Origin of the sequence: Cecembia lonarensis LW9 (genome assembly GCF_000298295.1) — a bacterium.
Taxonomy (GTDB): domain Bacteria; phylum Bacteroidota; class Bacteroidia; order Cytophagales; family Cyclobacteriaceae; genus Cecembia; species Cecembia lonarensis.
Genome location: NZ_AMGM01000011.1, coordinates 1 through 23,610 on the forward strand (window position 1 = coordinate 1; position 23,610 = coordinate 23,610).

Here is a 23,610-nt window from a genome sequence, read left to right on the forward strand (position 1 = left end):
CCTTCTGCAGACAGGTTTTCGCTTCACCTGATGATCGGTCCCCGTCCGACTGGTCATCCGGGCGGGCTTCACTACCTAGTAAGTCTTCCCTGTATTTCTTTTCCAGTAGCTACTATGAGCTCTGCTGACTTCTTGGTACATAGAAACCGAGTCTATTCCAAGACCTCCCCAGAGCCTGTCCCGATTTTTTTATCGGGATAAGAGCATATTCCTTATTGCTACCCACAAACCTGGCCCAAAGCTCCCGCTTTGTCCTCTGCGGCATCTACCAAAAAGGGATTTTTGGTTACGGGCTTTACAATGATGTGCTTGCTTACCCTCCCTAATTGGCCTCCGTATGCCGTTTCCCGATGTTCGGGACAGGCCCTGTTCGTCAGTAAAGACACCGCAGTCTGGCTTACTTCCTACCCTACATCCTGGCCCCTCGCTAAAGACTTCCACAGGAAGTCTTCTTTACGCTCAGTCCTCTCGCGGCAACCAGCTTGCGACTTGCTAACAGGCTTCACCATCTTGTCCGCCAGTTGGCGGAGACTTTCACCCTCTGGAATAATTTGGTATCTTCGATACCATATGCCCATGCTGGGCACACACAGCAGCTATACGCAAGTAGGGGTTTCGTGCTTCGCAGGACAGGAAAGTGGTATATTTGAAGCTCAGTTCTTCGTAGGAAGTTCAGTGGTGAAAATCCCTGCCTGCGTATAGCTGAGAAACGTTAGGGCACATGCTAAAAACCCACCGCACAAATGGCACATTTGGTTTTTGCCGACACACAAGCCAAAGCTCAAAAAACCAAAAGAGCCATTTTTTGCCAACGCACGGAAAGACAGAACGACAATATTTCAAACACTTTTTATCTTGAAAAACGATATAATCAAAATATAAAACCTATTTTAGCAGCCTGACTCTTTGACGACATGAACAGAATAAAGGAAGTACTTGAAGAAAAAGGAATTAAACAAACTTGGTTGGCTGAACAGCTTGGCAAAAGCTACAACATGGTGAATGGTTATGTTCAAAACCGACAGCAACCGAGACTTGAAGTACTTTACGAGATAGCAAGGATTCTTGATGTTGAAGTCAAAGATTTACTAATAGAAATTAAGAAATAAAGGCACAATGGCTAATAACAATACACCGCTTGACCAACTAAAAGGCTTTTTAAACCAACTGTTCCAGTTTGACTCTCAGGATCTGGACTTTGGCGTGTACAAAATCCTTCACTACAAAAGAAAGGAAATCGCCAACTTCATTGACCAGCTATTGGTGGATAAGGTAAAGGAACAACTCCAAACACTATCCGCTGATGAATCCAAGCAGATCAAAGAACAAATTGCCGATCTCGAAAAGGACGACATCATCAAAGGTTGGTTGGAAGCTGAAGCGGATGAAAAGAAGACACTAGAGAAGTTTGGGAAGGATAAAATCAATCAGTACGCAGCACTCAAAGCAAAAGCCACAGAAGCCACCGTTTCAGTAGAAACCGAAAATCAGATTTACAACCACCTGACCTTGTTCTTCTCACGATACTATGACAAAGGAGACTTCATCAGCAAGCGCAGGTTTGGCAAGAACGAGAAATACATGGTTCCCTATAATGGCGAAGAAACCCACTTCCATTGGGCAAACCATGACCAGTATTACATCAAATCATCTGAGACGTTCAACCATTATGCATTTAAAGTACAAACTTTAGATGGTAATCTGGTAGTCAACTTCAAGCTGCACAATGCGCAGCTTGAGCAAGGTAACGTGAAGGCTGACGAACCTAACTTCTTCCTATTGGCAGACAAAGCCCCTGAAATCAAAGAAAAAGATGATAGTGAACTCAACTTCGTTTTAGCCAATAAGCAACCGGATGTAAGCGAAAAAGAAATTACCATCTACTTTGAATACCGACCTCTGGCAGATGATGAAAAGAAAAAGGTAAAAGGCAACAGCAAACAAGACAACCTGGATGAAATAGCCTTTGAGTATTTGAAGAAGGAACTTAGCACCAATCCGCTCTTTGCCAACCTTTGGAAAGAACAGGAAGGAAAGCCCCTACTACTCAAAAAACTACAACACTACACCCGTAAAAACAAGCACGATTTCTTCATCCATAAAAACCTAAAAAGCTTTCTGGAAAGAGAGCTGGATTACTACATCAAAAGTGAATTGGTCAATGTAGACGACCTCTATGTAACGGATTCTGACACCCACTTTGACCGACTCAAGCACAACCTGAAAACCATCAAGGTATTCAAGTCCATTGCCGATACCATTATCGCCTTTGTAAGCCAGATTGAAGATTTTCAGAAAAAGCTATGGGAGAAAAAGAAGTTTGTACTCAATACAGAGTGGGTCATTACCATTGACCGACTGGTGGAGTACATCGGAGAAGAAGCTGCCAAACCTATTCTCGAAGAAGTAATTAAAAACGAAAAGCAGGTAGCAGAGTGGAAGGAGTTGTTTGGGGAATATTCAAAATTTGAATCATCCAATGATTTTTTTGATTCTGAAAAAATTCATTTGAATAAGCTTCCAATTGATACAATACACTTTGATAAAGGGTTTAAAAATTCCCTTTTAAATGCAATATCAAAGAAAAATGATTTGGAAAATGTACTGGATGGACTTTTAATAAAGAGTGATAACTTTCAGGCTTTAAGTTCTGTTAGACCAAAATTTGAAGAATCAATATCTGCTACATATATCGACCCACCGTACAATACAGGTGATGATGGTTTTATATATAAAGATGCTTTCAAATCATCGACATGGGTAACTATGTTTCAACCACTTCTTGAATCAAATAAGGATCTATTGAATGATTTTGGGGCTCTTTTTATCAGTTGTGACGAACATGAAGAACTTGCACTAGGTCAGTTACTGAATAAAACTTTTGGGGAGAACAACAGAACAGAAAAGATTACATGGAATAAACGAATACCAAAGAATGACAAAGGAATTGGAAATATCCATGAATATATCTACTTGTATTGCAAAAGTAAGGAGCACAGGAAGGCAAATGATTTGTCTTTTGTGATGCGAAAGGATTCCCTCGAAGAAGTATATGAAATTGTTAAAAAAGCGAAATCTTCAGGTAAATCGATAAGGGAAGCTCAGTCAATTTTAAAGAAGTATTACAAAAAGCAAGGATTTGATCGGGGTATTACTCTCTACTGTGAACTAGATGAAAATTATGAAATTTGGGGTAAGATTAATATGTCATGGCCTAATGCAAAAACCCAAGGGCCGAGATATGAAGTCATAAATCCTGTCACTAAAAAACCTGCACCAGTACCTAATAAAGGATGGCGCTGGAAGGAAGATACTTTTAAAGCTGCAGAAAAGAACGGAAGTGAGTTCATCTTACCAGATGGATCTATGATGAAGGGCAGAATATGGTACGCAAATAATGAAAATACTCAACCTAGCTCAATAACATATTTGAGAGAAGTTGAATCCTTTCTTCTTCGATCAATTATTAGTCAAAAAAGTGATGGTGGCATTACACTCGAAAATTTAGTCTTGCAGGATAAAGTCGACTACCCGAAACCTGTAAAACTTATCGAGTTTCTTCTCTATTCAACTGGTGTAACAAATGGTTATTTCCTAGATTATTTCGCAGGTTCCGGAACTACCTTTCACGCAATTCAAAATTTGAATAATCAAGATAATGGAAATAGAAAATGCATTTTAATTGAGCAGGGCAATTATATATACACCGTTGTTATACCAAGAATCAAGAAAATTGCACATTCCCTAGAATGGAACGTAGGTAGTCCCGTTAAGCCCGTTGGTGGCGGAAATGGAATATTCTTCAAATACCAACGCTTAGAGCAGTATGAAGAAGCTTTAGAAAACATTGCCTTCAAAGCATCAGAAGATACTTTGCAGAAAGCCCTGGAATTTGATCAGTACATTCCCAAATACTTTTTGGAGTTTGAGACCAAGGGCAGCCAAACCCTAGTAAACACAGCCGCCATGCAAGACCCTTGGGATTACAAACTCAAAGTATGGGATGGCTTCACCTACGATACCGAGCAAGCCGTTGATTTGGTAGAAACCTTCAACTACCTTATTGGCCTGCACATGCAAAAGTGCATTACCAAAGAGATTAATGGCAAAAAGTATCAGTTTGTTTATGGGCATAATAATGCCAATAAAAGCATTCTGGTGGTATGGCGTTCGGTTAAGGATTGGTCTTTGGAAGAGTACAAAGCAGATGCAGCAGCACTTAAAGAAGCGTTCAAGGCATTCGCCTATGACCTGCTTTACATCAACGATCAGGCACATATAGAAGGCTACCAGCCCATTGAAGAAGTATTCAGAAACAAAATGCTATCGTAATGGCCTTTCGATCAGATCAACCGTACAATGATTTGCCATTGCTGCCTCCCGCTAAGGAAGCATGGGAAACCTTGGCTGTTTACAAGGTTTTGGCAGAAGCCCGTGCGGCCATGGCCGAGCTAAAAGGTAGAATGCCCATTATTCCCAATCCTTTGATGCTTATCAATACCTTGGTATTGCAGGAAGCAAAGGAATCATCCTCCATTGAGAATATTTTCACTTCCTCTGATAAACTCTACAAAGCATTTGCTTCGACTACCACTGAACCTGATTCACAAACCAAAGAAGTACTCCGTTACCGAACCGCCCTGTATGATGCATGGCAAAAACAACAGGAAAGCGGTATTGACCTGCCGCTTTTAGAAAACATCTACCGAAAGATTAAAGACAAAGAAGATGGTGTAAGGGATACCCCTGTGTATATCGGCAATCGCTTTCAGGTAGTTTACACACCACCATGTTGTCATGATGTACTCACTGAGAAGTTAAGTGATTGGCTAAACTTTGCCCAGGCCGATGATGGCATAGATCCACTGATCAAAATGGCCATGCTTCATTATCAATTTGAAGCCATTCACCCTTTTACTGATGGCAATGGCCGAACCGGCAGGGTTTTGAATGTCCTGTATCTGACCCAGGTGGGAATCATTGATCAACCCGTACTCTATTTATCACAATACATCAATGCGTTTAAATCAGATTATTACAGTCTCCTTCGTGGAGTAACCGAAAATGGCGAATGGGAAGCATGGCTCGTATATATGCTTACGGCAGTCAAAGCCACAGCCAAAGAAACCCTGAATTTGATTAATCAGATTCATGAACTGCTACAAGCAACGGTAGCAAAAGTAAAAACCGAAGCAGAAGACATCTACAGCCGAGAGTTGGTGGACATGCTTTTTGTTCAACCCTATTGTAAAATCAGTTTTTTAGTTGAAAGTGGCATTGCCTCCAGAAATACAGCAAGTAAATACTTGAATCGTTTGGTGGAATTGGGCATTCTCGAATTAGAAAAGATTGGAAATGAATCGCTTTACCTAAATAAGCAACTGTATAAACTACTGAGCAAATGATACTCATTGCACAAAATATTGATAAAACTATGCGCTTGACTTTTGCTATGCACAAACCTTGTGCACAGCGAAAGGCTATTGCACAAAAAGAAGCAAATCCTGTGCGTTCAATAAAAGCAATGCACAGTGCTTGTGCATTCAAGACACCAAATGCACAAAAACTTAGCGCCTCTGCGCCTTTGCGAGAAATAAAAAAGCTATGCAATTAGAAAAACAACTTGTACTATTCAGATACATCTTGCTCCAGTTGGGTTATGAAGCCTTTGAAGACCTGCGGGATGAATTTAACAACAAAGAGTCAGGCACTAGCTCTACCGGATATACCTTTTTTGCCAGTGCTTTAATGGCCAATTCGGAAAAACTGATTGAAGATCGGGCAATCCAACAATATGATGAAGCTATTCAAGGCTATGAAAAAAAGTTAAGGGAAAACCGAGCTGAGCCTTTCCTTACCTTTAAATATTACCAGTGGTTTTCATTGCTCTTCACAGAATATTTCTTTGATGTTTACAGCAACAATCCAACGGTTTTAATCAATTCGCTCAATCAGTATGCTCAGGATAGCCAGGACTTCAAGGATATAGAAGCCTACACGGAGAAGGATTTAAAAAAATTAGCTTATTGGATGGCAACAGGCAGTGGAAAAACCCTCCTGATGCATTGCAACTATTGGCAGATCACCAAATATTTTAAGGAATGGGAAAACATCATTCTCATTACGCCAAATGAAGGTCTGAGCCGACAGCATTACGAAAGCTGCTTGGAGAGTGGCATTCCTGCAAAACTTTACTCAGGAAGTGAAGAAAGCCTAAAAACCAAAGAAGGTGAAATCCTGATATTGGAAATCACCAAGTTGGTAAAGGAAAAGGAAGGTGAAGGCGTTAGTGTGGACGTTGACTATTTCTCAGAATCCAAGAACCTTGTTTTTATTGACGAAGGCCACAAAGGGCAAAAGTCAGAAGAACGTGCCTGGAAAAACCTAAGAGAACATTTAACCCGTGGCGATGGATCATTCACCTTTGAGTATTCAGCCACCTTTGGGCAGATCATCACCAACATTACTAAGGATTTACTTCAAGAATATGGCAAGTCCATCATTTTTGATTATTCCTATCGACATTTCTATACAGATGGCTATGGCAAAGACTTCAGCGTATTCAATTTAGATGCGAAGAACGAGTACAGCGAAGAACAGAATAAATTGCTACTAACTGCCAGTCTTCTGGGCTATTACGAACAGTTAGCCCTTTACGAGCAATACGAAAAGGATTTGCGTCAATACAACATTGAAAAGCCCTTGTGGGTATTTGTAGGTAGCAGGGTAATCAGTTCATCATCAAGCACCTTAACACAAGGCGACAAAGAAAGCATTTCAGATGTATCACGAATTGTCAAATTCTTTAAGTATGCCCTATCTTCTCCTACAGCACTGCAGTCGGATATAAATAAGATTCTAAAGGGCGACACAGGCTTACGTGATGCAGATGGGAATGATATTTTTAAAGGTCGTTTTGAGTATTTGAAAAAGGAAACACCCATTGCTGAATCTATTCTCACAAAAGTTTTCAATGGCATTGGCAATATTGAAGCCTATCAGGTCAAGCAAGCAGATGGAGAAATAGCACTTAAAACAAAAACATCTGATCAATATTTTGCAGTCATCAATATTGGTGATGTACCGAAGTATGCCAAGACATTGGAAGCCGATACAGATGGAGATTTGACTATCCAAGACGACAGCTTTACTAAATCATTGTTTCAGGCTATTTCAGAAACTGACTCCACCATCAATATTCTGATTGGTTCCAAGAAGTTCATTGAAGGCTGGAACTCTTGGCGTGTTTCCAGTATGGGATTAATGAATATGGGTAAAAGTGAAGGCGCTCAAATCATTCAGCTATTTGGCCGTGGGGTTCGTCTGAAAGGAAAGAACCTTTCGCTAAAGCGTGAAGAAGCCAATGCACCCTACCATGTAAGAGCCTTGCAGACCATTTCCATTATGGGCTTAAATGCATCCTACATGAACCGATTCTTAACTGAAATTGAAAAAGAAGTTCCGGATTACACCAACTATTCCATTGAAATTAAGCTCAACCACGAAGAGCAATGGAATGGCCAGATAATGACCTTCCGCAAGCAAAACGATAAATCTTTCAAGGATGAAATCATGGAATTGGAGTACAATGCCGATGTTGCAAAGCGTGTAACAATTGATCTGCGTAACAAGATAAGCATTGCTTCAGGTGGATTCAATAGCCAGTTTGCAGAAGATGCCGCAGAGTACAATGAAAACTTTCTAAAAGGTTTCAGGGGCTTCATCGATTTCAATGCCCTTACTATGGAAGCCAATAGGTATAAACTTTTGAAGGGCTACCAAAACTTAATTATAAATAGTGAAATATTCTCCCGATTGATCGAAGAAGGGAACTTCAACCTTTTCAGTCACAAAGGTCAGTTCGAGATCAATGAAGCTATTTCAGGAAAGGTACAAGCAGTCGCAGTAAGTTTGGTTAAAGACTACATCAATAAGTTTTATGCTGACAAGGAAAAGGCATTCCTTTCAAAATACTTAACCTACGATATGCTGGATCATGCTTCCAATTCAGCCATGTTCCCTGCATCGCATACCATGATTGTGAAAGTGCCCAAAAAGCACGACACATTTATTTCAGAGTTAGAATCAAGAATAAAGGAGATATATGAAAAGGACGACAAAACACTCCCTTCTATTCATTTTGACAAGCACCTATACTCACCAATAGCTTCCTACGAAGATGGTAACAAATTCAAAGAAATAAAGACGGTTCCAGTACGGCTTAATAAAGGCGAAAGAGATTTTATCAATCACCTTCGAGAATATGCCAGGGAGTCAAAGCAATTTGAAGGTAAAAAGCTTTTTGTCCTCAGAAACTTAACTGTAAAGGGTATTGGCTTTTTCATGGAAAGCTCCTCCTTTTACCCAGATTTTATCCTTTGGGTAGTTGATGGTTCCAAGCAGTATATCTACTTCCTTGACCCAAAAGGGATTTTATTAGGAGAAACACACTTCAACAATCCAAAAGTACTTTGGTGTAAAGCCGATGCTTCCACATTGGAAGCAAAAATTCAATCAGATTTAAATAAGGATAAGAAAGAAATTGAAGTGCATATATCAGCCTTCATCTTGTCAGTTACGTCTTTTGCCAAAGTACAAAAGGTTTGGAGTGATGGGAATGTTACAAGGAATGAATTTGCTGAAAATAAAGTGCTCTTTATTGAGAACAATAAGGAGTACTTGGGAAAGATATTTGAGAATTTGAATTTATAAATCAAACTGATGCCACCAAGATTAAGACAAATAACGATTGAAGGTTTCCGATCTGTAAATGACCAGATAGTTATAAACTTTCCTGTCAATCAGCCAGTGGTTTTAATTGGTGAGAACAATTCGGGAAAATCCAATATTATTAGAGCAATAGAACTCATGTTTGGGGAGTTCCATCCAAAATATAAAAAACTAGAAGATTACGACCATTACAATCGAGATACAAATAACCAAGTCGTCATTGAAACAAGTATTTCAGGCTTTAATGGACGTTTGGGCAGGTCTTCTGAATTTTCTTGTGGTGGCTTTAATTTTCGAGCACAAAAAGGAAGTGAAAACCACTTTGCAGCTTATCAAGCAGAAAATGGTGCTGAAAACATTTATGTAAGTACTGCCCTTAGAGAAGAATTACTTTGTGTAGTGGTTAATTCTGAGCAAAATCTAAATTATCAGCTAAGCTACTCTACCAAGTTTACACTATTATCAAAAGTTACTAAAGCATTTCATGATAGACTCACCGAAGATGAAGAAAGGGTAGATCGTCTAAAAGGCTTCTTTGAAAATATAAAAGCAACATTTCTTGAAGTTGATGAATTCAACTCATTTAATACCAATATGTCATCAATAGCTGATAGCATATTGTTTAATATGACACATGCATTAGCATTTGATTTTTCAGCTTATGACCCAAGTAACTATTTCAAAACTTTAAGGGTGCATCCTACTGAAAATGGGGAAACGAGAGCATACGAAGAACTCGGCACAGGACAACAGCAAATACTGGCACTTTCTTTTGCCCACGCTTATGCCAAATCATTTTTAGGTCAAGGATTAATTTTCATTTTAGACGAACCTGAAGCTCATTTGCATCCTTTGGCTCAAAAATGGTTGGCAAAAAAGATGTTTCAAATGGCAGAAGATGGCTTGCAAATCGTTTTAACTACACATAGTCCTTATTTTGTTGATTTAAAATACATCCAAGGAATTAACCTAATTCGAAAAGAAAAAAATCAAACTTTTGCAATTAGCAATGAAGCTTCCTCGCTTTTTAATCATTGTCTGGCAACTGGTGCAAATCCATCAAAAACAAAGGAAGAAACTGTAGTTCCGTTTTATTCAAATCAGGCTACTGCACATGTTTTATCTGGATTTTTCGCGAATAAAATCATACTAGTTGAAGGACTTACTGAAGAACTGTCACTTCCTATTTATTTTGAACGCCTTGGCTTAGACCCAACAGAACATGGTATTGAAATAATTGGAGTAAGTGGTAAAGGTAATTTGGCGAAATGGTGGAGACTCTTCACTCTATATCAAATTCCAACATTCATCTGTTTCGATAACGACACTCGTTCCGGAGATGACAGAAATGGTAATCTGAGAAAAGACGCTTTAAAAGCTATAGGAATAAGAGATGAAGAATTAGAAGGGATTTTGGGAATTGAAAATTGGGCAATTTCTGAAAGGTTCTGTGTTTTCGGAGTTGATTTTGAAACTACAATGCGATCAACATTTACGGATTATGCTGTAATCGAAGAAGGTAAAAGAGAACAACTGGGAAGCAGTTCTAAACATATAGTCGCAAGAGAAACGGCAAGACAAATCAACCTAGAAGAAGAAAGCGAAGGAAGAGAAAGAATGCTTGAATTGATTGAAAAAATAAGAAACTTGACCTTATAATAATGCCAACCCTAAACAGCCACACACATTGCCAAGCCGCACAAGCCAACGCTCAAACCAAAGCTTGGCAAAGAGTGTGTCTGTCCCAACGCACCCCAAAACCGACCGAAAAACCAACGGAAGAAGAAGCACGATGCCCTAACAGCGTGTGAAGTGGTAAATCGAAGGTCTGTGCTTTTAAGAAACTTTGTGCAAAACGGACAGGAAAGCGCTTCTAATCCGCTACTGCACATACACGCAAACCGTTGTGGTGCATGACAAAACGATCTCCTATTTAAAATATTCGTATCTTTAAGAAAGATTAAAAAACATGGAAACAATTAGAATTGATATATTGAATCCTAAAGCCAAAGCCCTTTTGAAAGACTTGGCAAATTTGGATTTGATAAGGATTAGGAAAGAGGATTCTGAGAATGCTTTTTCTGAGGTATTAAAAAAATTCAGGAGTAAGTCAGATGAAGCCCCAAGTTTAGAAGATATTACTAAAGAGGTTGAAGCAGTCCGCAAAGCCCGGTATGAAAAATAGAAGGGTAATTCTAGATACTAATCTTTGGATACGTTTTTTGATCTCCCAAAGACAAAAGGAATTGGATGTCCTTCTTGAATCTGGAGCAGCAACCCTGATATTTTCCCAAGAATTGCTTGAAGAGTTTTTAGAGGTTTCTGAAAGGCCCAAATTCAAAAGATTTTTTAAAAAATCAGATATCAAAATGCTATTGACCCAAATTGAAACTTTTGGGGAATTAATAAAGGTGGAATAAAAAATCACTGCCTGCCCCGCCTTAGCGGGGACACCACAACATCACCTTGGATACATGCCTTTGTCGGCAGAAAGGCTGAATCCCGTGAGCTATCAGGCTGCAACAACCGAACCTGAAAAGAAAATAGACTAACAAAAATGACAATGTAGGACAAAAAAGAAGACCGGACCACTAACCCGGGTTTTGGGTCAAGCGGGGTAATGTACAAACTTGGAGCTTTCTGCTTCTATTAAAGTGTAGTTCTGTTTGATCAGACGCGGCGGATGCTCCGAGACTGTTACCAGAAGCATAAATAACCATGCTAAAATGAACGAACACTTAAAAAATGATTTAATAGCGCTTGACAATTTACTTGAAAAAGTCAAAGAGCAAGGACTTGAATATTTGAACAATATTTCGGAAAGACGAACATCCACTAAAAACATAACAAGTGGAATACTGACTTTATCTGTAAACGGCTTAGGGACAGCAGAAACGCTTAAACAATTTAATAGTAGATTTGATCAGATAATTGTATCTAGTTCAGGACCTCGCTTTTGGGGCTTTGTTACTGGTGGTTCTACACCTGCTTCAATTGTTGGTGACTGGCTAACGACAATTTATGACCAAAATACTTTTGCAACACAAGGACAAGGGGATATTTCTGCATCAATAGAATTAGAAACTATACAATTACTGCTTGACCTTTTTGAATTACCCAATGACTTTTTGGGTGGATTTGTTACGGGTGCAACTATGTCCAACTTTACTTGTCTAGCAGTTGCAAGGCAATGGATAGGAAAAGAAATAGGCAAAGATTTTGCAAAGGAAGGTGTTTCTGAAAATATAAATATTTTAACTGCGATTCCACATTCTTCTGTTGTAAAGTCACTTTCACTATTAGGAGTTGGCAGTAATAATATAATAAAAATTAAAGTATTAAATGACAATAGAGAAGCAATAGACATATCTGATTTAGAGAAGAAGATTGATGAACTCCGTGGAGAACCATTTATACTTATTTCAAGTGGTGGAACAGTAAACACGGTTGATTTTGATGACTTTGTAGCAATAGCAAAACTTAAGGAGAAATATAATTTTTGGTGGCATATTGATGCCGCATTTGGGGGATTTGCTGTGTGTTCCAAAGCTCATAAGTACCTTGTTGAAGGCTGGGAAAATGCGGACAGCATAACAATTGACTGTCATAAATGGCTAAACGTTCCTTATGAAAATGCTGTATTTTTCGTAAAAGAAAAACACAAGCATTTACAAGTTGAAACCTTCCAAAATTCAAATGCACCTTATTTAGGAAATCCACTTGAAAATTTTAGCTATTTAAATTTTTTACCTGAAAATTCAAGACGGTTAAAAGCATTACCTGTTTGGTTTTCCCTTCTGGCTTATGGAAGAAAGGGGTATCAAGATATTGTAGAAAATTGTATTTTGTTAGCTAATCAATTTGGAGAATTTATCAATAACAGCAACTACTTTGAGCTTTTAGCTCCAATAAGATTAAACACTGTTTGTTTTACATTGGCAGGTAAAGAAAATCAACAAAAAGTAATTACTTTTTTAACATTGCTTAACGACACAGGGAAAGTGTTTATGACACCAACTATTTACAATGGAAAAAATGGAATTAGGGCTGCATTTGTAAATTGGAGAACAACTGAAAATGACATAGAAATAGTAACTAAATTAATGACAGAAATAATTAATAAAATAATGCAGCAGGTGATTGAGTAGACGGCCAAGCCAAATTACGCTGACGAGGTGCGCACACGCGGTAGCACACACGATCTAATAATTTACCCCAAGACAGGACAACTTATACCATAACCCACCAGCAAAATTCAAAACCCAAATCCTTCCCAAAAAAAAAGCCCTGATAGGTCTTATATCTACCAGGGCATTTTATTTCGATCAAATGGTATATATGCTGTAGAAGGGAAATTTACTTCTCCACCTTCACTGCTGCCATATCCCTAACTGCTGCAGCTATCCCCTCAGGATCAAAACCACATTCTCTGTGCAGCTCCAATTGATCCCCATGCTCAATGATCGCATCAGGAATACCCAGACGCTTCACTTGGGCGGTATAACCCTGATCAACCATCCATTCCAGAACAGCCGAACCAAAGCCTCCCATCAGACAACCGTCTTCCACTGTAATCACTTTCTTGAACTTACCGAAAACTTCATGCAACAAATCCTCATCCAAAGGCTTCACAAACCGCATGTCATAATGCGCAGGATTGAGCCCATCGTTAGCCAACTGTTCACAGGCAGTCACGGCATAGTTACCGATATGACCTATGGAAAGGATGGCGATCTCTTCACCTTCTTTTACAATCCTTCCTTGTCCTATAGGGATCTTACGCATAGGAGTTCTCCACTCTGGCATAACGCCCTGACCCCTTGGGTATCTAATGGAGAAAGGTCCATTGAACTGTGTCGCTGTATACATCAGGTTCCTCAGCTCCTCTTCATTCATAGGAGCGGAAACCACCATATTGGGGATGCATCGGAAATAAGCAATATCATAGGCGCCATGGTGCGTAGGACCATCAGCTCCTGCAAACCCGGCCCTGTCCAAGCAAAATACTACCTGAAGGTTTTGAAGGGCTACATCATGTATTACCTGATCATAAGCCCTCTGCATAAAGGAACTATAGATATTACAAAAGGGAATCATGCCCTGGGTGGCCAAACCTGCAGAGAATGTGACAGCATGTTGTTCGGCAATACCCACGTCAAATGCCCTATCCGGCATTTCCTTCATCATAATGTTCAAGGAAGATCCCGATGGCATGGCGGGCGTAATACCCATGATTTTCTCATTCTCTTTTGCCAGTTCCACCAAGGTATGACCAAAAACATCCTGGTATTTAGGTGCTTGCGGCGCACTTGGGGTCTTTTTATAAATCTCACCGGTTACTTTATCAAATAAGCCCGGTGCATGCCAAGTAGTTTTGTTACCGTTTTCGGCTGGAGCATAGCCCTTACCTTTAACGGTCACACAGTGAAGAATTTTTGGACCAGGAATATCCCTCAGATCCGCAAGGATTTCCACTAAGTGATTTACATCGTGTCCATCTACAGGACCAAAATACCTCAGGTTGAGGGATTCAAACAAATTGCTTTGCTTCAACACAGCTGACTTGATGGCGCCTTCCACTTTGGAAATTACCTCCTGCGCAGATGTGCCAAACTTGCTGAATTTACCCAGCAGGTTCCAAACCTCGTCCTTTACCTTATTATAGGTATGAGAGGTAGTTATATCAGTCAAATAGTCCTTTAATGCCCCTACATTGGGGTCGATGGACATACAATTGTCATTGAGAATAATAAGCAAGTTGGTATCTGAAACCCCGGCATGGTTCATGGCTTCAAAAGCCATTCCTCCGGTCATGGACCCATCACCTATGACAGCCACATGTTGCTTGCGCTGATCGCCTTTGTATTTGGAAGCCATGGCCATTCCTAACGCTGCCGAAATAGAAGTACTGGAATGCCCAACTCCAAAAGTATCATATTCGCTTTCTTTTCTCTTCGGAAAACCGGATAAGCCCCCATATATCCGGTTGGTGTGGAATCTTTCTTTTCTGCCTGTCAGGATTTTATGCCCGTAAGCCTGATGCCCTACATCCCAAACCAATTGGTCATCAGGGGTATTCAACACATAATGCAGCGCAACAGTAAGTTCTACTACGCCCAGGCTGGCGCCAAAGTGGCCTCCATATACAGAAACATTATCAACAATGAACTGACGGAGTTCATCACAGATTTGTACCAGCTGGTCTTTTGAAAATTTTTTCAGATCTTCCGGGCAGTCGATCTGAGCGAGTAATTTACCGGGTTTGATTACCATTTGCGATAAGTTTCTTTATAAAAGTAATTAACAGCTAAGTTTCCTGAATGTTTTTCAAAAATCCAACTTTTACGTAAACAATAACTTCAGCACGTCTTTTTGACTTTCAGGTACGTTAATTACCTTAATTTAAATATCTTTGGGTTTGAATCTGCAGCAAATTTAACATAAAAAAATTCTTTCCGGTGAGTTTTGAGATCAAATTGCCATTATTTGAAGGTCCTTTCGATCTGATGCTCTTTTTCATAGAAAGAGATGAGCTGGATATTTATGATATCCCCATTTCCAAAATCACCCAGGATTTCCTTGATTACATCCATCAGTTGGAGAAAATGGAGATCGAAGTAGCCAGTGAATTTATCCTCTTTGCGGCTACTTTGATGAAGATCAAATCCAAAATGCTTATTCCAAGGCCTGATCTTGATGAAAATGGGGAAGAAATAGACCCCAGAGAGGAACTGATAAGACATTTACTTGAATACAAAAAATACAAATCGGTTATTGCTGATTTGGCAAATATGGAAGCTGTAAGACTTTCCAAGGAAAAACGTGGAAATTTAGCGGCAGAACTTAAGGAACTTTCCAAAGCGGATAATGTGGAAGCAGAAATACAGGACATAGAACTTTACAAATTGCTGAAAGTTTTCCAAAAGGTCATGTCCAAATATTCTGCAAGAACAGATGAAACCAAACACACAGTAATTCAGTATCCCTATACCATAGAACAACAAAAAGATTTTGTGCTTCAGAAAATCAGCTTCAAGGACCGTATCCCTTTTTCCGATTTTATCAGTTATAAGCCAGATAAGATTTTCGTGATCTATACATTTCTGGCAATTTTGGAACTTCTACAGCTCTCTATGGTTACCATTACCATTGGCGATGGATTCAATAATTTTTGGGTAGAAAAAACAGAACCCGTGCCAACCACCTAAAATTATGAAATTAGATAATAAGAAGATTTTTGCCACCCTTAATCCCAATAAGGTATGGGTTCCAATATTAATTGGTGTAGGCATTGTTTTCTTGATGTTTTACCTGGATCCAAACGTCAATGCCAAAACCTTGAGAGGTATCTTTGATGCTTCTGCCTGGGGGATTGTGCTAGCTATTTTTGTCATTCTGTGTCGTGACGTGGGCTATATATACCGAATCAGGGAAATTACCGACCGTCAACTCACTTGGATGCGGGCGCTGTATGTGATCATTCTTTGGGAATTTGCCTCTGCTGTAACGCCATCCATCGTAGGTGGTACTGCGGTGGCGGTATTTATTTTGAATAAGGAGGGGATAAAATTAGGAAAGGCCATTGCTTATGTGATGGTTACCGCCATTTTGGATAACCTGTTCTTTGTGATTGGGGCACCCATCATCCTGTTTTTTGCACAAGGAAATATTTTTCCGGAAAGCAGGCTGATGGAAATGAGGCTTGGAAGAAGTTTAGAAGTTTTATTCTGGACCAGTTATGGACTCTATGCATTTTATTCATTGGTCATGGCTGCCGCCTTGTTTTTCCGTCCCAGGGTATTCAAATGGGTCTTGCTTAAAATTTATTCCATCAAATGGCTCCGAAAGTGGAAACATGCTGCCAATGAATATGGCAACCAAATTATTGAGGCTTCCAAAGAACTCGTGGGGAAAAATTACAAATATTGGCTGCCCATTATTGCCGCTACGATATTCATCTGGAGTTCGCGTTATTTGATGTTAAATGCCTTGATAGGTTCTTACCAAGGACTGAGTGTTTTTGAGCATGTCATTATATTTGCCAGACAGGTTATCATGTGGATTGTCATGATGATATCTCCGACTCCAGGAAGTAGTGGTACAGCTGAATTTTTCTTTGCCCAATTCTTCTCCCAATTCCTACATGGCTACACTTTCGTTACCAGCATCTTGTGGAGGTTGCTTTCTTATTATCCTTACCTTTTACTGGGAGCCATATTCCTTCCCCGATGGATTAAACAAGTTTTTTTCAAAAAGAAAGAACAGAAAAAAAAGTAAACACTATTCTGTATTTTTAGACTATGATGCAACGTCTTACTCAAGAGGAATTGGCCAGTTTACTTCAAGCCAAAATTGAAGGCATACAGAGCAGTACACCGCTTACAGATGTAGTAATAGATTCCCGGAATATCCTGCAACCTGAGCAAAGTCTGTTTGTTGCTTTGAAAGGTGCAAAATTCGACGGCCATAATTTTGTGCGCGAAGTATTTGATAAAGGTATCCGAACATTTCTTGTTCAGGAAGATTTCAGTCCAACAGCCTCTATATCAAAAAAGGCCTGCTTTCTAAAAGTAAATAAACCGCTTCAAGCACTCCAAAAGTTAGCTTCGCATCAAAGAAGTCTTTTTAAGGGACCAGTAGTAGCAATCACCGGAAGCAATGGGAAAACTATAGTCAAAGAATGGCTCGGGCAGGTTTTGTCCCAAAAATTTTCTGTTGCCAAAAGCCCTAAAAGTTATAATTCTCAGGTCGGGGTTCCTTTATCTATTTTTGGAATGGACCCCATGCATCAGGTAGCTGTCTTAGAGGCAGGAATTTCTACCACCAATGAAATGGATGCCCTTGAAAACATGATGAAGCCAAACTTGGGTATTTTCACCAATATAGGCACTGCCCATGAAGAAGGCTTTGTGTCTAAAAATCAAAAATTGGAGGAAAAGGCCAGGTTATTTCAAAACTGTGAATATATCATTTTCAGAAAAGAGCATGCGATGATCACCGAGTACCTTGAAAAGAGGTTCCCAAAGAAAAAATTGATCATTTGGTCTGATGGCGTAGGAGCAGATTACACCCTGACAGTAAAAAAAGAGCTGTCTAAGTCAAAGATCCTCTTGATGCGGCCGGATTTAAGTCTTTGTACCTTTATGGTGCCTTTTTCAGATGAAGCTTCTCTTGAAAATATCCGTCATGTCATTGTGGCCGCGTTGACCTTAGGCCTGGATACAAAAACCATACAGGAAGGTTTGAATCACCTAAAGGCAATTGATATGCGCCTCACTTTGAAGCCGGGCACCAATCAAAGCTTGATCATTGATGATACTTACAACAATGATCTGGCGGGCTTAAGGTTGGCCCTGGAGTTTATGAATGCCCAAAGGCCTAAAAAAAGAAAAATACTGATCATATCCGATCTGCTACAAGTGGGCAACACAGATCAAGTATATGAAGAAGTTGCCCTATTGTTGACCTTTTATAAAATTGATTATCTATTGGGTGTGGGCAAGGATATCAGCTGTCTTAAAGAGAAATTGATGATTCCCATGCGCTTTTTTCAGGACACGGAGCATTTGCTGGAAAGCTTGCATGATGAGTTCTTTGACAATGACATTATTCTGGTAACCGGAGCCAGAAAATTTGGCTTCGAGGCAGTTGTCAACCGCCTTCAGCAACGTATTCATGGCACCAGCCTAGAGATCAACCTCAATGCCCTGACGCATAATTACAACTTTTATAAAACCAAGCTCGATGCAAAGACCAAAGTAATGGTCATGGTAAAAGCTTTTGCCTATGGCGGTGGGGCAGATGAAATTGCCAACCACTTACAGCAACTCAAGGCCGACTATTTGGCGGTTGCCTATACGGATGAAGGCCTGGCCCTGAGATCGGAAGGAATCCGCCTACCCATTATGGTTCTCAACCCTGTGCAGGAATCCTTTCCCCATCTCCTGCAGCATGATTTAGAACCTGTGGTGTATAGCTTACAATTTTTCAAAGAATTGGCTATTTTTTGTAAAGGGCAAGATAAAAGGATGAAGATACACCTGGACCTGGACACAGGGATGCACCGATTAGGATTTGAGGAACAGGATATGTCTCAATTGCTGTCCATGGTCCAAGAAAATCCTCAACTTGAAATTGCCAGTCTTTATACCCATTTGGCTGCAGCAGATGAGTCCAGGCATGAGGATTTCACAAGGTCACAACTTCAAACTTTTACCGACATGTGTGAGCGCATCATGGCAAAGCTGAATTATAGACCCCTTCGCCATGCATTGAATTCTGCCGGTATAGCAGCCTATTCTGAATTCCAATTGGATATGGTGCGTCTTGGGATTGGATTGTATGGAGTGGAAGTCACAGGGCTTTATGACCAACATTTGCGTGTTATCAGCACCCTTAAGACAACCGTTTCACAAGTGAAAAAACTTAAAAAAGGGGATTCAGTCGGCTACAGCCGAAAAGGAATAATGGAAAAAGACGGACAGATAGCTACTATAGCCATTGGTTATGCTGATGGCTATGACCGACGCTTCAGCAATGGTAAGGGATTTGTACTGATCCATGGAAAAAGGGCCCCTGTTATCGGAAATGTCTGCATGGATATGGCGATGATAGATGTAACAGACATGGAGGTTAGAGAGGGAGATGAAGTAATAATTTATGGCCCGGGCATTTCACTCAAAGAATTGGCAGAAAATATAGGAACCATCCCTTATGAGCTCCTGACCAATATCAGCAGTAGAGTCAAAAGGGTTTATTATTTGGACTGATCAAATAGACCCGGTAAGAAGTGTGGTTTTCATCAACATGCTTATCTTTGTCGGAAACATTTATTTGAGATAGAGAATATGCTACTTGTCAATACCATCAGGGATAACTTTGAAACCGTATTGGAGGGTTTACAGAAACGTAACTTTCCCCATGCAGAGGCGGTACTTCACCAAGTTTTGGAAATTGATAAAAACCGGAGAGATACCCAAGCCCAAAGAGATGGCCTGCAAGCAGAATCCAATAGCATCTCCAAGGAGATAGGGATGCTGATGAGGGATGGGAAAAAAGAACAAGCTGAAAAAATCAAAACGAGAACAACTGAAATAAAAGAGCAGATCAAGACCTTGGAAGAGGCCTACAGCACTTATGAGGAAGACTTAAAGCAGCTTTTATATTCCATCCCAAATGTCCCACATTACTCAGTGCCTAAAGGGAAATCAGCGGAAGACAATGAAGTAGTATTGAGTCATGGAACCATACCCGAGCTCCCTGATGACAAACTGCCGCATTGGGAGTTGATCAAAAAATACGACATCATTGACTTTGAACTGGGTGTAAAAATAACGGGTGCAGGATTCCCTGTTTATAAGGGCAGAGGTGCAAGGTTGCAACGGGCTTTGGTCAACTTCTTCCTGGACGAGGCCATCAAAGCAGGATACACAGAGGTACAACCACCTATCTTGGTTAACGAAGATTCTGGCTATGGAACCGGACAACTTCCCGACAAAGAGGGACAAATGTATGAAGCTACGGCTGATAAATTGTATTTAATCCCAACAGCAGAAGTCCCCATTACCAATATGTACAGGGATGTAATTTTAAATGAGTTGGAGTTTCCTATTAAAAATGTAGGATATACACCCTGTTTCAGAAGAGAAGCTGGTAGCTGGGGTGCCCATGTACGTGGTTTGAACCGTCTGCATCAATTCGACAAAGTAGAAATTGTGCAGATAGCCCATCCTGAAAATTCTTACGATGCGTTGGAGGAAATGAGCGCCTATATTCAGGGTCTTCTCCAAAAATTAGAATTGCCTTATAGGGTATTAAGGTTATGTGGTGGGGATATGGGATTTACTTCTGCATTGACCTACGACATGGAGGTATTTTCAGCTGCACAGGAAAGATGGTTGGAAGTAAGTTCTGTGAGTAATTTTGAATCTTATCAGGCCAATAGACTAAAATTGAGATACAGGGAAGAGGACAAAAAAACACAATTGGCTCATACGCTAAATGGAAGTGCGTTGGCTTTGCCAAGAATTGTAGCTGCCATTTTAGAGAACAATCAGACCGAAGAGGGCATAAAAATGCCGAAAGTATTGATTCCTTATTTAGGCTTTGATGTGATTTAACCCGGATTATGCATTAGAGTTCGTTGTGAGAGCTCAAAACACAAAAGAATCAAGCATTTGGCGAATGAAGCACAATCATCTCTTTGGTGAGTGAGCTAAATGCAGTGAAACGATTGATTATGTCCGCCGCGGCGGATGAGCTCGTAATAACGTGTGGCCGTGGCGTAGAAATTCTAATGCATATTTCAGGTTTAAGGTAGGGCTTGCTGAAAAAGCCTCAGGTATGCCAGCTTCAAAGCGGGCGAGTGAAGATGTATGCTTATACTTCGAATGAGCCCAATGAAGAAGATGGTATGCCTGAGGCTAGCCTGAAAATTTCGAATTTTGAAATTTTCAGGTGCACGCAAATCAAACTGGATCATTGAATAAGTTTGCACCTGCTTAAAAAGACAACGCTTAATAAATGGGGTATTCATCAAAATTTAAAGAAATTATTCTCCAATTGGCGTTTTTCAGCATGCCCTAAGGTACTGCTTATAAAAAAAGAGGCTGTCTCATAAATTAGGACAGCCTCTTTTTTATTCGGGAAGATATCTGAATCAAATTTCAAATGACCAAATCTCAGGGCCTTCATTTGACTAATGATACAACCTCTTTTATTCCCGAAAATGTCCAGAAATGATGATCCTATTGGGTTTTGAAAAAATCACTTCCTGTAAAGTTTCCACAGCAAAATTATCTATCAAACCCGTTACGTCATGTATGATCACAATTCCTCTGGTTTTTGAAGAATAAAATGGGTTTTCTGTAACCGACTGAAAGCTGACTTGCTTAACATCGCCTCTTAAATACTCCACAACTATTTTTTTTATCTTACCCTTCTCCCCTTCTTTTATCTCATGTATCAAAAACCTTTCACTCCTTTGGGTTTCATAGGCATTTGTCAGTGCAGGCTTATTAATATCGGCCTGAATAAAGAAATCTAATTCCTTTAATATCTCCTCAAGGTCGGGAGTACTGTTACTATTCTCCGTCTCCCCATTTACATTTACCGTTTTTACAAGGTTTTTACCAACCAATTTCTCCGCATGAACTTCAATGTACTCCTTGATCGGAAAATAACCGGGCTCCTCGCCTTTAACCCCTGAATTTTCGGAACAGCTCCAAAATACAGCTAATACTAAGACTTGAAATAGGTAAAATTTAACTTTCATGGTGCATAAGGGCTACTATAGTATAGATTAACAGAAAATAAGCCGGTTTACTAGGAAAACCGGCTCCAAATATATCACTTCAAAAGAATTTCTCCAGTCATTTCTTTGGGTATTTCTACACCCATCAACTTCAGGATAGTTGGAGCAAGGTCTCCTAATTTACCATCCTTCACATGAAGTCTGTCCTGCTTATCTACCATTATAAAGGGAACAAGGTTAGTCGTGTGTGCGGTATTCGGACTGCCATCTTCATTGATCATCACATCACTGTTACCATGATCTGCAATGACGATGGTCGTATATTCATTGGCGAGCGCTTGCTCAATCACTTCTTTTGCGCAGGCATCTACTGCTTCACAAGCTTTTACAGCTGCTTCAAAAACACCCGTATGCCCTACCATATCCGCATTTGCGAAATTCAAACAAATGAAATCAACTTCCCTTTTTCTAAGCTCAGGACCTATTTTATTGGAAATTTCATGGGCACTCATTTCCGGTTTAAGGTCATAAGTGGCCACTTTTGGTGATGGACACAAAATCCTGCTTTCTCCATCAAAGACTTTTTCTCTTCCTCCTGAAAAAAAGAAAGTAACATGGGGATATTTTTCAGTTTCAGCGATTCTGATCTGCTTTTTGCCGTTCGCAGCCAATACCTCTCCCAAGGTATTGCCCAAGTTGTCTTTCTCAAAAAGTACTTTCACATCACGAAACGTCTCATCATAATTGGTGAAAGTGATGTAATGCAGTGGTAACTTCTTCATGTTGAAATCTTCAAAGTCCTGTTGAGTAAGCACTTGAGTGATCTCTCTACCACGATCTGTCCTGAAATTAAAATTGATCACCACATCGCCTTCCTCAATTACAGCGAGTGGCTTATTTTCTCCATTCGCTTGAATGATTGGACGAATAAATTCATCTGTGACACCATTGGAGTAGGACTTTAATACTGAGGCAATGATATCCTTAGAGCGCTCTCCCTCTCCCAAAACCAATGCATCGTAGGCAAGCTTGACACGCTCCCACCTTTTGTCCCTATCCATCGAATAGTATCTTCCCACAACAGATGCCAGCGTACCAACTGAATGTTGCAAATGCTCCCTCAACTCGTTCAGAAAATGAACTCCACTTTTGGGATCAGTATCCCTACCATCTGTGAAAGCATGAATAAAAGCTTGTTCCAGACCATTTGCTTTTGCGGCATCACAAAGGCCCTTTAGGTGGTTGATGTGAGCATGGACTCCACCATCGGAGACCAACCCAATAAAATGGACTTTCTTGCGATTAGACTTGGCATATGCAAAAGCCTCCTTAAGCACAGGATGTTCGTTCAGTTCCCCATCAACAATGGCCTTGTTAATCTTAACCAAGTCCTGATAAACCACCCTACCGGCACCAATATTCATATGACCCACTTCAGAATTGCCCATTTGTCCTTCCGGCAAGCCTACTGCCAAGCCTGAGGCATCCAGTTTGGCATGAGGATATTTTTGATATAAACTATCGATAAATGGTGTTTTGGCCTTGTCAATCGCAGAGACATTCGGATTGGTGGCTAGACCCCATCCATCCAAAATCATTAATAAAACTTTCTTTTCCATGTGTTTCTT

The 23,610-nt window shown here is 40.0% G+C and carries 19 protein-coding genes; 15 read left to right on the forward strand and 4 right to left on the reverse strand.

The window, feature by feature from the left end; translation table 11 throughout:
* On the forward strand, positions 1-201 hold a 201-nt coding region (locus B879_RS23140), incomplete at its 5' end, for a hypothetical protein (protein WP_238542084.1).
* A 17-nt stretch (positions 202-218) separates the two neighbouring features.
* On the opposite strand, the gene B879_RS22580 is transcribed toward B879_RS23140, so the two are convergent.
* Positions 219-386, reverse strand: coding sequence for a hypothetical protein (locus B879_RS22580; RefSeq protein ID WP_157231537.1), 168 nt, complete (start codon positions 384-386; stop codon positions 219-221).
* 357 nt (positions 387-743) lie between these two features.
* Between B879_RS22580 and B879_RS22835 the strand changes: the two genes are divergently transcribed.
* The 10 genes from B879_RS22835 to B879_RS05325 all read left to right on the forward strand — a co-directional run bounded on the left by B879_RS22835 (position 744) and on the right by B879_RS05325 (position 12,878).
* On the forward strand, positions 744-902 hold the full coding sequence (locus B879_RS22835; protein WP_009184119.1) for a hypothetical protein: 159 nt from the start codon (positions 744-746) through the stop codon (positions 900-902).
* Positions 903-914: 12 nt separating this feature from the next.
* Positions 915-1,109, forward strand: coding sequence for a helix-turn-helix transcriptional regulator (locus tag B879_RS05285; RefSeq protein WP_009184120.1), 195 nt, complete (start codon positions 915-917; stop codon positions 1,107-1,109).
* Positions 1,110-1,116: 7 nt separating this feature from the next.
* Positions 1,117-4,332: a site-specific DNA-methyltransferase gene (locus B879_RS05290; protein ID WP_009184121.1), complete on the forward strand. Its 3,216-nt coding sequence runs from the start codon at positions 1,117-1,119 to the stop codon at positions 4,330-4,332.
* Positions 4,332-5,405, forward strand: a complete 1,074-nt coding sequence (locus tag B879_RS05295) for a Fic family protein (RefSeq protein ID WP_009184122.1) — start codon at positions 4,332-4,334, stop codon at positions 5,403-5,405. Before B879_RS05290 ends, B879_RS05295 begins: the two co-directional genes overlap by 1 nt.
* Positions 5,402-5,614, forward strand: a complete 213-nt coding sequence (locus tag B879_RS05300; RefSeq protein WP_009184123.1) for a hypothetical protein — start codon at positions 5,402-5,404, stop codon at positions 5,612-5,614. The genes B879_RS05295 and B879_RS05300 overlap by 4 nt, the downstream gene beginning before the upstream one ends.
* Positions 5,605-8,712, forward strand: a complete 3,108-nt coding sequence (locus tag B879_RS05305) for a DEAD/DEAH box helicase family protein (RefSeq protein ID WP_009184124.1) — start codon at positions 5,605-5,607, stop codon at positions 8,710-8,712. Before B879_RS05300 ends, B879_RS05305 begins: the two co-directional genes overlap by 10 nt.
* A 9-nt stretch (positions 8,713-8,721) precedes the next feature.
* Positions 8,722-10,389 (forward strand): ATP-dependent nuclease, encoded by a 1,668-nt coding sequence (locus B879_RS05310; RefSeq protein ID WP_009184125.1) that lies wholly within the window; start codon positions 8,722-8,724, stop codon positions 10,387-10,389.
* Positions 10,390-10,699: 310 nt separating this feature from the next.
* Positions 10,700-10,915: a hypothetical protein gene (locus B879_RS05315; protein ID WP_009184126.1), complete on the forward strand. Its 216-nt coding sequence runs from the start codon at positions 10,700-10,702 to the stop codon at positions 10,913-10,915.
* Positions 10,905-11,150, forward strand: a complete 246-nt coding sequence (locus tag B879_RS05320) for a putative toxin-antitoxin system toxin component, PIN family (protein WP_009184127.1) — start codon at positions 10,905-10,907, stop codon at positions 11,148-11,150. The genes B879_RS05315 and B879_RS05320 overlap by 11 nt, the downstream gene beginning before the upstream one ends.
* Before the next feature lie 306 nt (positions 11,151-11,456).
* Positions 11,457-12,878 carry a pyridoxal phosphate-dependent decarboxylase family protein gene (locus tag B879_RS05325; protein ID WP_040400303.1) on the forward strand — a complete coding sequence of 474 codons (1,422 nt, stop codon included), beginning with the start codon at positions 11,457-11,459 and terminating at the stop codon, positions 12,876-12,878.
* Positions 12,879-13,086: 208 nt separating this feature from the next.
* Here the strand turns inward: B879_RS05325 and dxs are convergent, their stop codons facing one another.
* Positions 13,087-15,003 carry a 1-deoxy-D-xylulose-5-phosphate synthase gene (dxs, locus tag B879_RS05330; RefSeq protein WP_009184129.1) on the reverse strand — a complete coding sequence of 639 codons (1,917 nt, stop codon included), beginning with the start codon at positions 15,001-15,003 and terminating at the stop codon, positions 13,087-13,089.
* Between the two features lie 185 nt (positions 15,004-15,188).
* Between dxs and B879_RS05335 the strand changes: the two genes are divergently transcribed.
* The 4 genes from B879_RS05335 to serS all read left to right on the forward strand — a co-directional run bounded on the left by B879_RS05335 (position 15,189) and on the right by serS (position 20,849).
* The gene (locus B879_RS05335; RefSeq protein WP_009184130.1) at positions 15,189-15,938 is read left to right on the forward strand and encodes a segregation and condensation protein A; all 750 of its coding nucleotides are present in this window, start codon (positions 15,189-15,191) and stop codon (positions 15,936-15,938) included.
* Between the two features lie 4 nt (positions 15,939-15,942).
* Positions 15,943-17,007 carry a lysylphosphatidylglycerol synthase transmembrane domain-containing protein gene (locus B879_RS05340; protein WP_009184131.1) on the forward strand — a complete coding sequence of 355 codons (1,065 nt, stop codon included), beginning with the start codon at positions 15,943-15,945 and terminating at the stop codon, positions 17,005-17,007.
* A gap of 23 nt (positions 17,008-17,030) precedes the next feature.
* Positions 17,031-19,499: a bifunctional UDP-N-acetylmuramoyl-tripeptide:D-alanyl-D-alanine ligase/alanine racemase gene (locus B879_RS05345; RefSeq protein WP_009184132.1), complete on the forward strand. Its 2,469-nt coding sequence runs from the start codon at positions 17,031-17,033 to the stop codon at positions 19,497-19,499.
* Positions 19,500-19,577: 78 nt separating this feature from the next.
* Entirely contained in the window at positions 19,578-20,849 is a 1,272-nt protein-coding gene (serS, locus tag B879_RS05350) for a serine--tRNA ligase (RefSeq protein ID WP_009184133.1), read from the forward strand.
* Positions 20,850-21,445: 596 nt separating this feature from the next.
* On the opposite strand, the gene B879_RS05360 is transcribed toward serS, so the two are convergent.
* Positions 21,446-22,003, reverse strand: a complete 558-nt coding sequence (locus B879_RS05360) for a hypothetical protein (protein WP_009184134.1) — start codon at positions 22,001-22,003, stop codon at positions 21,446-21,448.
* Between the two features lie 74 nt (positions 22,004-22,077).
* Complete coding sequence (gene gpmI / locus B879_RS05365; protein ID WP_009184135.1) at positions 22,078-23,601, reverse strand: 2,3-bisphosphoglycerate-independent phosphoglycerate mutase; 1,524 nt, start codon at positions 23,599-23,601, stop codon at positions 22,078-22,080.
* Positions 23,602-23,610: the final 9 nt, after the last annotated feature.

Coding starts and splice junctions, on each gene's coding strand:
- B879_RS22835 (WP_009184119.1), top strand. CDS start 744: ATGGCACATTTGGTTTTTGCCGACACACAAGCCAAAGCTCAAAAAACC.
- B879_RS05285 (WP_009184120.1), top strand. CDS start 915: ATGAACAGAATAAAGGAAGTACTTGAAGAAAAAGGAATTAAACAAACT.
- B879_RS05290 (WP_009184121.1), top strand. CDS start 1,117: ATGGCTAATAACAATACACCGCTTGACCAACTAAAAGGCTTTTTAAAC.
- B879_RS05295 (WP_009184122.1), top strand. CDS start 4,332: ATGGCCTTTCGATCAGATCAACCGTACAATGATTTGCCATTGCTGCCT.
- B879_RS05300 (WP_009184123.1), top strand. CDS start 5,402: ATGATACTCATTGCACAAAATATTGATAAAACTATGCGCTTGACTTTT.
- B879_RS05305 (WP_009184124.1), top strand. CDS start 5,605: ATGCAATTAGAAAAACAACTTGTACTATTCAGATACATCTTGCTCCAG.
- B879_RS05310 (WP_009184125.1), top strand. CDS start 8,722: ATGCCACCAAGATTAAGACAAATAACGATTGAAGGTTTCCGATCTGTA.
- B879_RS05315 (WP_009184126.1), top strand. CDS start 10,700: ATGGAAACAATTAGAATTGATATATTGAATCCTAAAGCCAAAGCCCTT.
- B879_RS05320 (WP_009184127.1), top strand. CDS start 10,905: ATGAAAAATAGAAGGGTAATTCTAGATACTAATCTTTGGATACGTTTT.
- B879_RS05325 (WP_040400303.1), top strand. CDS start 11,457: ATGAACGAACACTTAAAAAATGATTTAATAGCGCTTGACAATTTACTT.
- dxs (WP_009184129.1), bottom strand. CDS start 15,003: ATGGTAATCAAACCCGGTAAATTACTCGCTCAGATCGACTGCCCGGAA.
- B879_RS05340 (WP_009184131.1), top strand. CDS start 15,943: ATGAAATTAGATAATAAGAAGATTTTTGCCACCCTTAATCCCAATAAG.
- B879_RS05345 (WP_009184132.1), top strand. CDS start 17,031: ATGATGCAACGTCTTACTCAAGAGGAATTGGCCAGTTTACTTCAAGCC.
- serS (WP_009184133.1), top strand. CDS start 19,578: ATGCTACTTGTCAATACCATCAGGGATAACTTTGAAACCGTATTGGAG.
- B879_RS05360 (WP_009184134.1), bottom strand. CDS start 22,003: ATGAAAGTTAAATTTTACCTATTTCAAGTCTTAGTATTAGCTGTATTT.
- gpmI (WP_009184135.1), bottom strand. CDS start 23,601: ATGGAAAAGAAAGTTTTATTAATGATTTTGGATGGATGGGGTCTAGCC.